Source organism: Sinorhizobium psoraleae (assembly GCF_013283645.1).
Lineage (GTDB): Bacteria > Pseudomonadota > Alphaproteobacteria > Rhizobiales > Rhizobiaceae > Sinorhizobium > Sinorhizobium psoraleae.
Genome location: NZ_JABEKV010000003.1, coordinates 435,209 through 448,284, shown reverse-complemented (window position 1 = coordinate 448,284; position 13,076 = coordinate 435,209). Strand labels below are relative to the sequence as shown.

16 protein-coding genes are annotated in these 13,076 nt (G+C 62.9%); 9 read left to right on the top strand and 7 right to left on the bottom strand.

The features are described 5' to 3' along the window. Positions 1-14: 14 nt before the first annotated feature. Complete coding sequence (locus tag ILFOPFJJ_RS17930) at positions 15-1,133, bottom strand: efflux RND transporter periplasmic adaptor subunit (protein WP_246299710.1); 1,119 nt, start codon at positions 1,131-1,133, stop codon at positions 15-17. A gap of 65 nt (positions 1,134-1,198) precedes the next feature. Next, a complete protein-coding gene (locus ILFOPFJJ_RS17925) occupies positions 1,199-1,807 on the bottom strand; it encodes a TetR/AcrR family transcriptional regulator (RefSeq protein ID WP_173511914.1) in 609 nt (202 codons plus the stop codon). Between the two features lie 278 nt (positions 1,808-2,085). Between ILFOPFJJ_RS17925 and ILFOPFJJ_RS17920 the strand changes: the two genes are divergently transcribed. The 7 genes from ILFOPFJJ_RS17920 to ILFOPFJJ_RS17890 all read left to right on the top strand — a co-directional run bounded on the left by ILFOPFJJ_RS17920 (position 2,086) and on the right by ILFOPFJJ_RS17890 (position 7,460). Beyond that, the gene (locus tag ILFOPFJJ_RS17920; protein WP_173512488.1) at positions 2,086-2,523 is read left to right on the top strand and encodes a pseudoazurin; all 438 of its coding nucleotides are present in this window, start codon (positions 2,086-2,088) and stop codon (positions 2,521-2,523) included. Positions 2,524-2,848: 325 nt separating this feature from the next. Next, a complete protein-coding gene (gene napE / locus ILFOPFJJ_RS17915; protein ID WP_173512487.1) occupies positions 2,849-3,019 on the top strand; it encodes a periplasmic nitrate reductase, NapE protein in 171 nt (56 codons plus the stop codon). An 8-nt stretch (positions 3,020-3,027) separates the two neighbouring features. Continuing rightward, positions 3,028-3,528 (top strand): ferredoxin-type protein NapF, encoded by a 501-nt coding sequence (locus ILFOPFJJ_RS17910; protein WP_173511913.1) that lies wholly within the window; start codon positions 3,028-3,030, stop codon positions 3,526-3,528. After that, positions 3,521-3,820 (top strand): chaperone NapD, encoded by a 300-nt coding sequence (locus tag ILFOPFJJ_RS17905; protein WP_173511912.1) that lies wholly within the window; start codon positions 3,521-3,523, stop codon positions 3,818-3,820. Before ILFOPFJJ_RS17910 ends, ILFOPFJJ_RS17905 begins: the two co-directional genes overlap by 8 nt. Further along, the gene (gene napA, locus ILFOPFJJ_RS17900) at positions 3,795-6,299 is read left to right on the top strand and encodes a periplasmic nitrate reductase subunit alpha (protein ID WP_173511911.1); all 2,505 of its coding nucleotides are present in this window, start codon (positions 3,795-3,797) and stop codon (positions 6,297-6,299) included. The genes ILFOPFJJ_RS17905 and napA overlap by 26 nt, the downstream gene beginning before the upstream one ends. After that, on the top strand, positions 6,269-6,760 hold the full coding sequence (locus ILFOPFJJ_RS17895; RefSeq protein WP_173511910.1) for a nitrate reductase cytochrome c-type subunit: 492 nt from the start codon (positions 6,269-6,271) through the stop codon (positions 6,758-6,760). The genes napA and ILFOPFJJ_RS17895 overlap by 31 nt, the downstream gene beginning before the upstream one ends. Positions 6,761-6,764: 4 nt before the next feature. After that, positions 6,765-7,460 carry a NapC/NirT family cytochrome c gene (locus ILFOPFJJ_RS17890; protein ID WP_173511909.1) on the top strand — a complete coding sequence of 232 codons (696 nt, stop codon included), beginning with the start codon at positions 6,765-6,767 and terminating at the stop codon, positions 7,458-7,460. A gap of 16 nt (positions 7,461-7,476) precedes the next feature. On the opposite strand, the gene ILFOPFJJ_RS17885 is transcribed toward ILFOPFJJ_RS17890, so the two are convergent. From ILFOPFJJ_RS17885 to ubiT, 5 genes are all read right to left on the bottom strand, one after another. Then, positions 7,477-7,833, bottom strand: coding sequence for a YbaN family protein (locus ILFOPFJJ_RS17885; protein WP_173512486.1), 357 nt, complete (start codon positions 7,831-7,833; stop codon positions 7,477-7,479). 168 nt (positions 7,834-8,001) lie between these two features. After that, positions 8,002-8,394, bottom strand: coding sequence for a hypothetical protein (locus ILFOPFJJ_RS17880; protein WP_173511908.1), 393 nt, complete (start codon positions 8,392-8,394; stop codon positions 8,002-8,004). Positions 8,395-8,464: 70 nt separating this feature from the next. After that, complete coding sequence (ubiV, locus tag ILFOPFJJ_RS17875) at positions 8,465-9,388, bottom strand: ubiquinone anaerobic biosynthesis protein UbiV (protein ID WP_173512485.1); 924 nt, start codon at positions 9,386-9,388, stop codon at positions 8,465-8,467. After that, positions 9,389-10,366: a ubiquinone anaerobic biosynthesis protein UbiU gene (ubiU, locus tag ILFOPFJJ_RS17870; RefSeq protein WP_173511907.1), complete on the bottom strand. Its 978-nt coding sequence runs from the start codon at positions 10,364-10,366 to the stop codon at positions 9,389-9,391. Next, on the bottom strand, positions 10,357-10,863 hold the full coding sequence (gene ubiT, locus ILFOPFJJ_RS17865; protein ID WP_173511906.1) for a ubiquinone anaerobic biosynthesis accessory factor UbiT: 507 nt from the start codon (positions 10,861-10,863) through the stop codon (positions 10,357-10,359). Before ubiT ends, ubiU begins: the two co-directional genes overlap by 10 nt. Positions 10,864-10,971: 108 nt before the next feature. Between ubiT and ILFOPFJJ_RS17860 the strand changes: the two genes are divergently transcribed. Together ILFOPFJJ_RS17860 and ILFOPFJJ_RS17855 are read left to right on the top strand one after the other, a co-directional pair. Beyond that, entirely contained in the window at positions 10,972-12,480 is a 1,509-nt protein-coding gene (locus tag ILFOPFJJ_RS17860) for a UbiD family decarboxylase (RefSeq protein ID WP_173511905.1), read from the top strand. Next, the gene (locus ILFOPFJJ_RS17855; RefSeq protein ID WP_173511904.1) at positions 12,477-13,052 is read left to right on the top strand and encodes a UbiX family flavin prenyltransferase; all 576 of its coding nucleotides are present in this window, start codon (positions 12,477-12,479) and stop codon (positions 13,050-13,052) included. The genes ILFOPFJJ_RS17860 and ILFOPFJJ_RS17855 overlap by 4 nt, the downstream gene beginning before the upstream one ends. The last annotated feature ends 24 nt before the right edge of the window (positions 13,053-13,076 follow it).

The window sequence follows — 13,076 nt, the reverse complement described above, 5'->3', positions numbered from 1 at the left end:
TCGATCAATGGGAGTTAGCGAAGGACTTCGCCGGTTTCGGTGAGAGCTGCCTGCTGTTCGGCTGCCGGCAGCTTCACTTTCAGGTCTTCCGTCATGAATTGCGTGCCGGCGGCAACGACGAGATCGCCCTGCTCAAGCCCTTCGGCGACGCGAACGCCATCGCCGGTGAATTCGGCGAGCTTGACGTCGCGCGCATGCACCGTCGAGCTGTCACGATCAACCACCCAGACGACCTTCCGGCCGTCCTTTTCGGCAAGCGCGCTCAAGGGGATGGAAACCGACGGCTGCGCATTGGCTACCGCCTCGATCGTCGCTGTCATGCCGAGCAGCACGCGCGGGTCGGTCGGCAGGCTGACGCGCACGGAAAAAGTCCGCGACTGCTGGTCCGCGCTGCCGGACACCTCGCGCACCTTGCCGTCGAGCACGAGCGCGTCATCCGACCAGAAACGCGCCTTGACCGTCTTGCCCGGCTTGAACTCGGAGATATCCATCTCGGGCACGGCGATCTGCACTTCCTTCTCGCCATCCACGGCGACGGTCACGACCGGTGTGCCGGTGCCGACGACCTGGCCGATATCGGCGTTGATCGCGGTGACGATACCGTTCTGGTCGGATTTCAGATCCGTGTAGGTAACCTGGTTCTTCGCCTGGTCGAGCGACGAGGCGGCAGCATCCCGTGTGGAGACCGCCTGATCGTAGAGAAGCGCCGCCTGATCGAGCTGGGCCTTGGACGAGAACTCCTTGGTGAAGAGCTGCTCAGCCCGCGTCCTGGTCAGCGCCGTCGTTTCCACCTGCTTTTCGGCGGCGGCGAGAGTTGCCTCGGCGCTCTTCACGGCAAGCTGGTAATCGGTCGGATCGACGCGGGCAAGCAGATCGCCCGGCTTCACCCGGTCGCCGATATTGACGAGCCGTTCGGTGATCTTGCCGTTGACGCGAAAGCCGAGGTTCATCTCCGTGCGTGCCTTCACCGACCCGGAATAGTCGAGTTCACGCACACTGCCGCCGCCGGCAACCTCGACGACCTTGACGGGCCGGATAACCTCCTTGGTCTCGACCTTCTCTTCCGAGCAGGCCGAGAGGGCGGCGGCGATGACAAGCGCGGCCGCGAACTTGGCAGCGACCGGGATGCTCATTCCGAAGGCCTTGGGTGAAAACATCGCTGGCACTCCTGATTCCTGTCTGCCGCCATGCGGCTCTATTATTTCTGCAGCGCCCTGATCACGTATTCGATCAGTTCGTCGGGTGTCGCGCGATTTTGCTTCGCGAGGCACTGGGCCACCATTTGCGGATGACAGAGCGTAACGGTGCTGGCGCCGAAACACCGGGCGGCGGCATCCGCGTCCTGATCGGCGAATTCGCCAGACGCGATCCCGTCACGGATGATGTCCGCCACGAGTTCGTGCAGGCGGTCGATATGTTTCTCGATGACGTGCCAATCCCGCTCGATCGCGACGACCACCATCTCGTGGACCTTCTGCTCGTCGAGCATGGTTTCGACCGTCATCTTGTGCTGGCTGTGCACGTAACGGCGCAACCGCTCGGAAGCGCTCAAGGGAAGGTGTGAAATCTCGTAGGCCTGTTGGTAGCTGGCGGCGAGCATGCGGCCGCAGATCGCCTGGTGGATCTCGGTCTTGGAGGCGAAGAAGCGGTAGATATTCGCCGGCGACATTTCGAGGTCGCGGGCGATGTCGGCCACGTTCGTCTTGCTGTAGCCGTAATGGCGGAACAGCCGCTCGGCGGAGTCGAGGATCCGCGTCACGTTTTCCTGTCTGGCTGCGTCGACGCCGGTATCTGCGAGTTCGCTCATTTCATCTCACGAATTACGAGTGACGATTTTCGAATTTCGTCAGTCTTAATCCGATAGACGTAACCTGTCAACGGTCTTCGGCGGCGGGAGTCGGAAGGCCGGCGCGATGACGTGGAAATCACGGTCGAGTTCGTATGCATGAGCGGAGAGGCGGTCGACCATCATCTTTCGCGTTGTTTGACGCGCGTCAAAGTCGGCAGGCTGGCGTCGGCCTATTTCCGGGGAGACAACTCCAGGCAAGGGCTTGGCGGTTCAACGGAGAAGATGAAATGCTGACTATGATGAAGAAGAGCCTTGGCCTCGCCGCGCTGGCAATGCTGGCCACCACGCCCGCGCTTGCGGCAGATTTCGAAGTGCACATGCTCAACAAGGGCAAGGACGGCGTGATGGTCTTCGAACCGGCTTCGCTGAAGGTCGCCGCCGGCGATACCGTGACCTTCGTTCCGACCGACAAGGGCCACAATGTCGAGACGATCAAGGGCATGCTGCCGGACGGCGCCGAAGCGCTGAAGAGCAAGGTCAACGAGAACTACAAGGTCACGTTCACCACTCCGGGCGTCTATGGCGTGAAGTGCACGCCGCACTACGGCATGGGCATGGTCGGCGTCGTGCAGGTCGGCGAGAACCCGGCCAACCTCGACGCGGCGAGAGGGGCGAAGAACCCGAAGAAGGCGCAGGAGCGCCTGGACGCGGCATTCGCGGCGCTGGCGCAATAGAGATACCGCCCGGCAAGGCCGGTGCCGCCGAAAGCCGCACCGGTCTTGCGCCCTGATCCTGCGCCGCCGAAGGGCGCAACCTTCGCCCGCAAGCGTTGCAGTATTTAGTGCTTTAGGAAAGCATAAAGTACTACAGGTTCTTTCTCGGACAGGAGAGGTCCTCTAATTGCCCGGGTAAATATCCCGTTGAATTGACAGATGTTATTTTTATACCTGAGAAGAAGAGTTTAGTTTATTCTTCTTTCTTTCCCGTCTGGGATCGTTACTATGCGCATGGGTCGGATCAACGGGGAGATATAATGTGTCAGAGCTATCTCCACAGCAGATGACAACGCCAAGGCCGCAGTCCCGGCGGCGTGAACTTCTGACCTTTCTGGTGCTGGCCTTCGGCATCTGGCCGCTGCTCGCCGTCGCCGTCGTCGGCGGCTATGGCTTCATCGTCTGGATGTTTCAGATCGTCTTCGGACCGCCGGGTCCGCCACCGGCGCCGCATTGAGGTGCGTCATGGCGGTTACGACGATCTCCAGACGAAACCTCCTGTTCGGACGCGGCGCATCCGAGCCCGAACGGATCTGTCCGCCGGGCGTGACGCTCGAGAGCCTCGCCGCCTGCACCGGTTGCGGCCGCTGCGTCGACGCATGTCCACCACGTATCATCAGCCTTGCCGCCGACCGACCGTCGCTCGATTTTTCAGTCGGCGAATGCACCTTCTGCGGTGATTGCCGGCGCGCCTGTCCGGAGCCGGTCTTTCAATCGGCGGATGTGACGCGCTTTGCGCATGTGGCGGCGATCGCCGATCATTGCCTGGCGAAGAACAACGTCGCCTGCCAGTCCTGCCGCGACAGTTGTCCGGAGGAGGCGATCCGCTTTCAGCCCCGCACCGGCGGGCCTTTCCTGCCAATCGTGAACGAAAATGCCTGCAGCGGCTGCGGCGCCTGCGTCGGCATCTGCCCGGTCGGCGCCGTCCAGGTCGCCGCACGGAACCGGGAGGGCGCCCATGCCTGAAAGATCGAGGGAAAAACCAGCCGAATATCATGTCTCGAGCGCCGTTATTGTCGCCGTTCCGGCGATGGAGGAGCAGGTCCTCGCGGCGCTTTCCCGAATGAACAATGTCGAGGTTTACGGCCACCAGGGCGGCAAGATCGTGGTGGTCATCGAAGGAACGAGTACGGGCGTGCTCGGCGAGTGCCTGTCGCGGATTTCCACGCTCGAAGGCGTGGTCGCCGCCAACATGGTGTTCGAGCATGTCGAGAAAGAGGAGACGATCGGCAATGACCGACGAACTGACGCGGCGTGACATCCTCAAGGCCCACGCGGCCGGCATAGCGGCGGCAACGGCGGGCATCGCGCTGCCCGCCGCCGCGCAACCCGTACCCGGTGGCGTAAGCGCGCTGGAGATCAAGTGGTCGAAGGCGCCATGCCGCTTCTGCGGCACCGGTTGCGGCGTGATGGTGGGCGTGAAGGAAGGGCAGGTGGTCGCCACCCATGGCGACATGCAGGCGGAGGTCAATCGCGGCCTGAACTGCATCAAGGGCTATTTCCTGTCGAAGATCATGTACGGCGCCGACCGGTTGAAGACACCGCTCATGCGCAAGCGAAACGGCGCCTACGCCAAGGACGGCGAGTTCGAGCCGGTGAGCTGGGACGAAGCCTTTGACGTGATGGCGGAGCAGGCGAAGAGGGTCTTGAAGGAGAAGGGCCCGACGGCTGTCGGCATGTTCGGCTCCGGGCAGTGGACGATCTTCGAGGGCTATGCGGCGACGAAGCTGATGCGCGCCGGCTTCCGCTCCAACAACCTCGATCCCAATGCCCGCCATTGCATGGCATCGGCCGCCTACGCCTTCATGCGCACCTTCGGCATGGACGAGCCGATGGGGTGCTACGACGACTTCGAGCACGCCGACGCCTTCGTGCTTTGGGGCTCCAACATGGCGGAGATGCATCCGATACTCTGGACCCGGCTCGCAGACAGGCGGTTGGGCCATCCGCATGTGCGGGTCGCGGTGCTCTCGACCTTCACCCACCGCAGCATGGACCTCGCCGACATCCCGATCGTCTTCAAGCCGGGCACCGACCTCGCGATCCTGAACTACATCGCCAACCACATCATCCAGACCGGGCGCGTCAACCAGGAGTTCGTCGAGAAGCACACGACCTTCATGGTCGGCGCGACCGATATCGGCTACGGCTTGAGGCCTGATAATCCCCTGGAGGTCAAGGCGGTGAATGCCAAGGATGCCGCCAAGATGACGCCGAGCAATTTCGAAGAGTTCAAGACATTCGTTTCGGAATACACGCTCGACAAGACCGCTGAACTCACCGGCGTCGACGCAGCCTTCCTGGAACAACTGGCCGAACTCTATGCCGACCCCAAGCGCAAGGTAATGTCGCTCTGGACCATGGGGTTCAACCAGCATGTGCGCGGCGTCTGGGTCAACCAGATGGTCTACAACCTCCATCTCTTGACGGGGAAGATTTCGGAGCCGGGCAACAGCCCGTTCTCGCTGACCGGGCAACCATCCGCCTGCGGCACCGCGCGCGAGGTCGGCACCTTTGCCCATCGCCTGCCGGCCGACATGACCGTCACCAATCCGGAACATCGCGAGCATGCCGAAGAGATCTGGCGGATACCGCACGGGATCATCCCGGAAAAACCGGGCTATCATGCCGTCGAGCAGGACCGCATGCTGAAGGACGGCAAGCTCAATTTCTATTGGGTGCAGGTCAACAACAACGTCCAGGCGGCGCCCAACACCAGCAACGAGACTTACCAGGGCTACCGCAACCCCGACAACTTCATCGTCGTTTCCGATGTCTATCCGACGATTACCGCCATGAGCGCAGACCTTATCCTGCCGGCCGCCATGTGGGTGGAGAAGGAAGGAGCCTATGGCAATGCCGAACGCCGCACCCATGTCTGGCACCAGCTCGTCCAGGCGCCGGCCGAGGCGCGTTCGGACCTGTGGCAGATGGTCGAATTCTCCAAGCGCTTCACGACCGACGAGGTCTGGCCGGCGGAAATCCTTGACGCCAATCCGTCCTATCGCGGCAAGACGCTGCACGACGTCCTGTTCAAGAATGGTGCGGTGGATCGCTTCCCCTTAAGCGAGGTCAACGGCGACTATGCCAACAACGAGGCGGAGGCCTTCGGCTTCTATATCCAGAAGGGCCTTTTCGAGGAATATGCCACCTTCGGGCGCGGGCATGGGCATGACCTCGCCCCTTATGACCGCTACCACGAGGAGCGCGGCCTGCGCTGGCCCGTCGTCGACGGGAAGGAGACGCTTTGGCGCTACCGGGAAGGCTATGACCCCTATGTGAAGCCGGGCGAGGGCGTGAAGTTCTACGGCCGCCCGGACGGCAGGGCGGTGATCCTTGCCGTTCCCTACGAGCCTCCGGCCGAAGAGCCCGATGACGAATACGATATCTGGCTGGTTACCGGTCGCGTGCTCGAACACTGGCATTCTGGATCGATGACGATGCGGGTGCCGGAGCTCTATCGGGCCTTCCCCGGCGCGGTTTGCTTCGTGAACGCGGACGATGCCCGCAAGCGCGGCCTCAACCAGGGTGGCGAGGTCAGGATCGTTTCCCGGCGCGGCGAAATCCGTGCCCGCGTCGAGACACGCGGCCGCAACCGCATGCCTCCCGGCGTGATCTTCGTTCCGTGGTTCGACGCCAGCAAGCTCATCAACAAGGTAACGCTGGACGCTACCGATCCCATCTCCAAACAGACGGATTTCAAGAAATGCGCAGTCAAGATCGTCTCTGCCGCATGATGAGAAGCCCAGCATGGATGCTCGGAGCGCTGCTTGCGGTGCTGTTCGTGAGCACCGCGGCCATCGCCCAGATGGTGCCGGAACTTTCCGGGCCGCCGCAATCGATGGACGAACCGGGAGCCGAACCGATACCGAAATGGGTGGTCGACGACGTCCGCAAGATGCGGGCGTATCCCGATCAGCCGCCGGTGATCCCGCATTCGATCGAAGGCTATCAGCTGTCGGTCAACACCAATCGCTGCCTCTCCTGCCACAAGCGTGAATTCACTCAGGATTCCGGGGCTCCGATGATCAGCGTCACCCATTATCTGACGCGGGATGGGCAGATGCTCGCGGACGTGTCGCCGCGGCGCTATTTCTGCACCGCCTGCCACGTGCCCCAGGCCGATGTCAGGCCGCTCGTCGATAACACTTTCAAGGACATGAGCGAGCTGGGCGTCAAGCCGGCGGGAAGCGAGTGACGCCATGGGATGGATCCGGAAACTCGTCCTCTGGGCGTGGCACCTCGTCAGCACGCCGGCAGGAACACTGAGCCTCGGCTTTCTGACACTTGGCGGCTTCGTCGGCGGTGTGATATTCTGGGGCGCCTTCAACACCGCGCTCGAGCTTACCAACACCGAGACCTTCTGCACCTCCTGCCACGAGATGCGCGACAACGTCTATCAGGAGCTGACGCGGACGATCCATTTCTCCAACCGCTCCGGCGTCAGGGCCACCTGTCCGGACTGCCACGTGCCCCATGACTGGACGGACAAGATCGCCCGCAAGATGCAGGCGTCGAAGGAGGTCTGGGGCAAGATCTTCGGAACGATCAACACCCGGCCGAAATTCCTCGAGCACCGGCTGGAGCTCGCGCAGCATGAATGGGCGCGGCTGAAGGCAAACGACAGTCTCGAATGCCGCAACTGCCATTCGTCTATCGCCATGGATCTGCAGAAGCAGACGCAACGGGCGGCGGCGATCCATACTCGCTATCTGCTTCCCGGCCGGGCAACCTGCATCGATTGCCACAAGGGCATCGCGCACGAGCTGCCGAACATGGAAGGCATCGATCCGGGCTGGAAGATGCCGCCGGAACTGGAAGGCCAAAGCACCAGCAGCTTGACCCCGATCGACGAACTCAGGAAGGCGATGAGGGAGCTCCACGCCAGCAACTTCTGACGCCTTCTATCGGCGGTCAATTGCTCGGGCGCGTGAGGATGAAGGCGACCGGAAGCACCATCACGGCCGCGACGAGGGCCGCAAGCGCGGCATTCGGCCTGCTGAACAGACAGAAGAGACCGTAGCTCGCGGCCATCAAGGCGACGGCGCTGAACTTCGCCCTCATCGCGATCGCGCCCTTTTCTCGCCACAGGCGCAGCGAGGGACCGAAGACGGGATGCTCGATGAGCCAGCGTTCAAGCCGAGGAGACGCGCGGGCGAACAGGCCCGCCGCCAGAAGCAGGAAAGGTGTGGTGGGCAGCACGGGCAGGAACACGCCGGCGACGGCGAATGCGACCATCAGCCAGCCAAGGCACAGGCAAAGAATACGCAATGGAAGATTCATTCGCCGTCTCCAGATCGCGCGCGACTACAGCGCCGCGCGCTTATCAGAAGCGCAAAGGACACCGTAGCACTTTGATTTGCTGCATGTTTTTGTCCTTAAATCGGCTGCGATTTAAGGACACATGCAGCAGGCTCGATCCCATAGGTCCGTGCCTCATCATCGCACACCCGCCTTCGATCTCGGCAAGGCGGAGGCGACATCGAGCAGGCGAGCCCCCTGGCGTGCGGCCTCTGCAATGTCATCGAAAAGCAGCCGCGCTTCCACCAGCACGCTTCGGTCGGCGTCGTCATAACCGATCTCGTCGAGTTCGTGAAGAAGTTCCATGATCACCGCGATGCGTCGCCGTTGGCGCCGGGCCTGGTCGAGCATCCGCTTTTCGCGTTGCCTGGCCGTCAGACTTTCGAAACGAAGCAGCAAGTCGTCGACGCGTGCGCGGCAGCCGCATTCGAGCGAGGCGCCGTCGATTAGCCGGCGGATCTGGCTGATGACGGTTGCGAGATTTTCGTCTTCCGCGGTCTCATTCCCGAGAACATCGAACTCATGTGCCATGGAACGACTCCAAATAAGTTAGAGCGAGGTGCGGGCCGAAAACCGCACACATACTTTGCCTCATCTTGCTCTAAGTTGATGCGTGGTCTGCGATCCAGGCGGCGCCTTGCTGGCCGTAATGGAAGCCGTTCGAAAACCGTGCGCCGGCATAGGCATTTTGAAGACGGGCGATGGCATCGGCGGGGAGAGACCTGCCGGCGATCGCATCGTCGAAGACCCGGGCGACCGCGACCATGTCGCAGTCTTGAGGCGAAAGCCGGATCCGCGAAATGCCGGCCGCGGCCAATTCCGGCAGTTCCTGGATCAGTGCCTGGCATGTGTGCGACACGGTCTGTACACCGTTCAGGGCGAGAAAGGGCTGGCGGTCGAGTGTTTCGACCACCAATCCATCCGGGTCGTCGCCGCAGATGAACTGACAATTGTCCTTGACCAGTCCTTTGGACCGGGCGTGCGCGCAGCGGGCCGAGATCGCGAGCGGCACGCGCCCGAACGCGAATATCTCGAACGACACGCCGGGAGCATCGCGAACGATATCGCGAACGGACGCCATCGGCAGTTCGGGTGGCAGGCAGATGCTCGTCGCACCGCGCGAGGCGAGCAGCCGCGCGGTGGCGCCGTTATAGACGTTGATCAACGGGCCGACGGAGTGCGGCTTGCCGGCGAGCAGGCCGAGCGCCGACAGGTCATTAGCCTCGATCGGATGCGTGCTGTCGCGCACCAGCGCCCGCACGACTTGGGCCTCGCGTTCGAGCGTGACGAGTGCCAGCGAGGCAAGGCTGACGCTCTTGCCCGCGCGCTCCAGCCGCTCGACCACTTCGCCGACATGCGGCTCGATGAAATGCAGCCGTTTCGAGCAGACCGTCTCGCCGATGACGACATGCGCGACCGGCGCTTCGTCGGCGATACGGAAATAGAAATCGCGCCATTTGGGTCCTTCCCACAAGTAGAGGACCGGGCCGAGGCTAAGGCTTGGAAGCGTTGCGCCAGTCATGATCTACCTCCAACGCTTTTCATAGGCACCGGATGTCGTCCGCTGACCTTCGCTCAGGAGCCGTAGCCGCGAGATGAGGGCGGGCCGCTCGGCGGCATTCGCGGCGAGAGCGCGGCGCATCACCGAGACGACCTCCGCGACATAGGCCTTGCCGCGCTGGCGTCCTTCGATCTTCAACGCGCTGACGCCAGCCTCGCGCAACAGGTCGACGTGGTCCATGACATCAAGCGAAACGGGGTCTTCGAAAGCGTATCCGCGCTCGTCGGCAACGTTGAAGCGCCCCTTGCAGAGTGTCGGATAGCCGGCTGCCTCGCCGGCGGGAAAGCGATTGATCGTGTAGTCGCCGAGTTCCGAGACGAGTTCGCGGCCATCCTCGCGGTAGCGCACATGGCTCGCTGGGGAACAGACACCATTCATGTTCGGCGACTTGCCGGTCGCGTAGGAGGAGAGCGAGCAGCGCCCCTCCGCCATCACGCAGAGCCCACCGAAGACGAAGACCTCGATCTCGCATCGGATCTGTTTTGCAAGGCGGGCGATGTCGGGGATGGTGAGAATGCGCGGCAGCACGACACGTTTTGCCCGGAACGTCTCGACCAGGAAATTGACGGCGTCCGCATTGGCGGCGGAGGCCTGGACCGACACGTGCAAGCGCTGCTCGGGGTAGCATTCGGCGGTATAGGCCATCAGGCCGAAATCCGCGAGGATGACCACGTCGGCGCCAAGGCGCACGGCATCGTCCACCGCCTCGTGCCAAAGCTTTTCGCGACCGGCGCGCATGAAGGTGTTGATGGCGACGAAGGTCATCGCTCCGTGCTGACGGGCATAGGCGATCGCCGCCTTGAGCTCGTCGCGGGAAAAGTTCAGTCCCGGGAAATTGCGGGCATTGGTCTCGTCGCGAAAACCGCAATAGACGGCATCGGCTCCGGCATCGACGGCCTCGCGGAAGGCAGCCGGCGTTCCGGCGGGGCAGATCAGTTCCATTGGCCGGCCTCCCGGGGCAGGACGCGGCTACGAATTTCCGAGGCGGCGCGCCGCACCAGCGGTGCGAGAGGCCCCGCCAGGCTGCCGATGTCTGAGGGCAGGTCGATGTTGCAGTCGTCGAGCGCATTGCGCAGCGCCAGCATGGCTTCCATGTCGCCGATGACCGTCAGGTCGCGCGAGAAGAAGACCGCATCACCATCGAGGCGACCTTCGAGCAGCCCGAGCAGGAGGACGAAGCCGCCTGTGACCGCAGCGTCGGTCGGTGGCAGATCGGGCTTGCGGTGCACGGATATGCGGGCATTCGCAGGTTCGACCAGGAAGCCGACCGGCAGGTCGGACGGGATGAAGCCATATCGTTTGTCGGCGTAATCCCCCAACCGGTCGAAGAGGCCCGGATGGCGCGCCATGACGTGAGAAAAAACGAGCCTTGTCGCTCGCTCGATGGCGGGAATGGGGATGAGCCGGAGCGGAACGGCCATCGCGGAGGAAACGGTCATATGGGGCCTGTGCAGTGTGAATGTTCTCCCAATGTTTAGCCGGCAGCCGTTCCTTGTGTTTGTCCCACATCAAAGACAGGCGGAAATCACGAGCACAAAGAAGCGGGCATGAACAAAGGCTTCCGCTCTCCTCAGCACTTCGCCTCGCTTCAGGATTTTGCTTCGGCGCTTGAGCGCGATGGCGAGCTGAAGCGGATTTCGCGGCCCGTTTCGCTCGTCCACGAAGTGACCGAGATCCACAGGCGCGTGCTTGCGTCGGGCGGGCCAGCCTTGTTGTTCGAAAAGCCGGTCGATGCTTCCGGGCGCCTGCACGAGATTCCCCTGCTCGCCAACCTGTTCGGCGCGCAAGCGCGGATCGAGCGCGGCTTCGGCCTGGAGCCGGGCGGATTGCCTTTCTTTGCCGAGGAGCTCGCGGAGCTGCGTGATCCCCGCGCGCCGGCATCGCTGCGTGACGCCTGGGAGAAACTGCCGATGCTGCGGTCCGCACTCTCGATGCGGCCGAAGCATCATAGCCGGGCGCCGTGCCAGGAGATCGTCTGGAGCGGTCCGGAGATCGATCTCGGGAGCCTGCCGATCCAGTGGTGCTGGCCGGGCGAGCCGGCACCGCTCATCACCTGGCCGCTGGTCATCACCATGGCGCCTGACGATCCGACCGACATCAACGTCGGCATCTATCGCATGCAGGTTCTGGGTCGAGACCGGGCGATCGTTCGCTGGCTCCCCCACCGCGGTGGCGCGCGGCATCATCGCCTCTGGCAGAGACAGGGCCGGGACATGCCGGTCGCGGTCGCGATCGGAGCGGATCCGGCCACTATCCTCGCGTCGGTGATGCCATTGCCGGACGGGCTGAGCGAACTCAATTTTTCAGGGCTCATTCGCCGGCGTCGAACACCGGTTGTAACAGGCCGCACGGTGCCGTTGCCGGTGCCGGCGAATGCGGAGATCGTGCTCGAAGGCACCGTGTCCGCAGCCGAGACGGCCGACGAGGGGCCCTACGGCGACCATACCGGTTACTACAATTCCGTCGATCGCTTCCCGGTCATGACTCTCTCGGCGATCACGATGCGTCGGAATCCGATTTATCTCTCTACCTATACCGGCCGGCCGCCCGACGAGCCGTCGCGTCTCGGTGAAGCGATGAACGTTCTGTTCGTGCCGCTGGTGAAGAAGCAGTATCCGGAGATCGTCGATTTGTGGCTGCCGCCGGAGGCCTGTTCCTACCGGGCGATGGTCGTGGCGATCGACAAGCGTTACCCGGGCCAGGCGAAGCGGTTGATGATGGGGCTCTGGTCGATGCTGCCGCAGTTCAGCTACGTGAAGCTCATCATCGTCGTAGACCCGGACATCAACGTGCGCAACTGGTCGGATGTTATCTGGGCGCTTTCCACGCGCTTCGACGCGAGCCGCGACGTCACGATCATCGCCGACACGCCGATCGACTATCTCGATTTCGCGTCACCGCGCTCCGGCCTCGGTGGCAAGCTCGGGCTCGATGCGACCAACAAGATCGGCGCGGAGACCGACCGCGAATGGGGGAGGGTGCTCGACATGTCACCAGAGGTGATGGCCGATGTCGATCGGATGTGGGCCGAGCTGGGTCTGGGAGACAGCCGATGACTGGAAGGTTGAGGATAGTTGTTGGTGTAACCGGCGCTTCCGGAGCCGCGATCCCGCTGCGCATCGCCGAGCGGCTTGCGTGGATCGACGAAGTCGAGATGCATCTGGTCATGTCGCCGGCGGCGCACAGGACATTGAGCCACGAAGTTGGACCGGACGCACTGTTGCGCTTGTTCGAAAAGGCCGACCGCATCTACGAGCACGACGACATCGGCGCGGCGATCGCCAGCGGATCCTTCCCAACTGCCGGCATGATCGTCTCACCGTGTTCGATGCGCACGCTCGCGGCGATCGCCAATGGACTTGCCGACAATCTTCTGGTCAGAGCCGCCGATGTGCATCTGAAGGAGCGCCGGCGGCTCGTATTGATGACGCGCGAAACGCCGCTCCATCTTGGGCATCTGCGCAACATGTGTGCCGTTACCGAAATGGGCGCGATCGTCATGCCGCCGGTGCCGGGATTTTACCATCGTCCGGCAAGCGTCGAGGCGATCGTCGACCATCTCGCCGCGCGCGCCATCGATCTCTTGGCGCTGCCGATCGCGCCGATGGCAGAAGCCTGGCAGGGGTAAAGCCGGGTCAGGAAAAACGTCCCG

Excerpts from the sequence above, each read along its gene's own strand:
- ILFOPFJJ_RS17930 (WP_246299710.1), bottom strand. The coding sequence starts at position 1,133 with ATGAGCATCCCGGTCGCTGCCAAGTTCGCGGCCGCGCTTGTCATCGCC.
- ILFOPFJJ_RS17925 (WP_173511914.1), bottom strand. The coding sequence starts at position 1,807 with ATGAGCGAACTCGCAGATACCGGCGTCGACGCAGCCAGACAGGAAAAC.
- ILFOPFJJ_RS17920 (WP_173512488.1), top strand. The coding sequence starts at position 2,086 with ATGATGAAGAAGAGCCTTGGCCTCGCCGCGCTGGCAATGCTGGCCACC.
- napE (WP_173512487.1), top strand. The coding sequence starts at position 2,849 with ATGACAACGCCAAGGCCGCAGTCCCGGCGGCGTGAACTTCTGACCTTT.
- ILFOPFJJ_RS17910 (WP_173511913.1), top strand. The coding sequence starts at position 3,028 with ATGGCGGTTACGACGATCTCCAGACGAAACCTCCTGTTCGGACGCGGC.
- ILFOPFJJ_RS17905 (WP_173511912.1), top strand. The coding sequence starts at position 3,521 with ATGCCTGAAAGATCGAGGGAAAAACCAGCCGAATATCATGTCTCGAGC.
- napA (WP_173511911.1), top strand. The coding sequence starts at position 3,795 with ATGACCGACGAACTGACGCGGCGTGACATCCTCAAGGCCCACGCGGCC.
- ILFOPFJJ_RS17895 (WP_173511910.1), top strand. The coding sequence starts at position 6,269 with ATGCGCAGTCAAGATCGTCTCTGCCGCATGATGAGAAGCCCAGCATGG.
- ILFOPFJJ_RS17890 (WP_173511909.1), top strand. The coding sequence starts at position 6,765 with ATGGGATGGATCCGGAAACTCGTCCTCTGGGCGTGGCACCTCGTCAGC.
- ILFOPFJJ_RS17880 (WP_173511908.1), bottom strand. The coding sequence starts at position 8,394 with ATGGCACATGAGTTCGATGTTCTCGGGAATGAGACCGCGGAAGACGAA.
- ubiU (WP_173511907.1), bottom strand. The coding sequence starts at position 10,366 with ATGGAACTGATCTGCCCCGCCGGAACGCCGGCTGCCTTCCGCGAGGCC.
- ubiT (WP_173511906.1), bottom strand. The coding sequence starts at position 10,863 with ATGACCGTTTCCTCCGCGATGGCCGTTCCGCTCCGGCTCATCCCCATT.
- ILFOPFJJ_RS17860 (WP_173511905.1), top strand. The coding sequence starts at position 10,972 with ATGAACAAAGGCTTCCGCTCTCCTCAGCACTTCGCCTCGCTTCAGGAT.
- ILFOPFJJ_RS17855 (WP_173511904.1), top strand. The coding sequence starts at position 12,477 with ATGACTGGAAGGTTGAGGATAGTTGTTGGTGTAACCGGCGCTTCCGGA.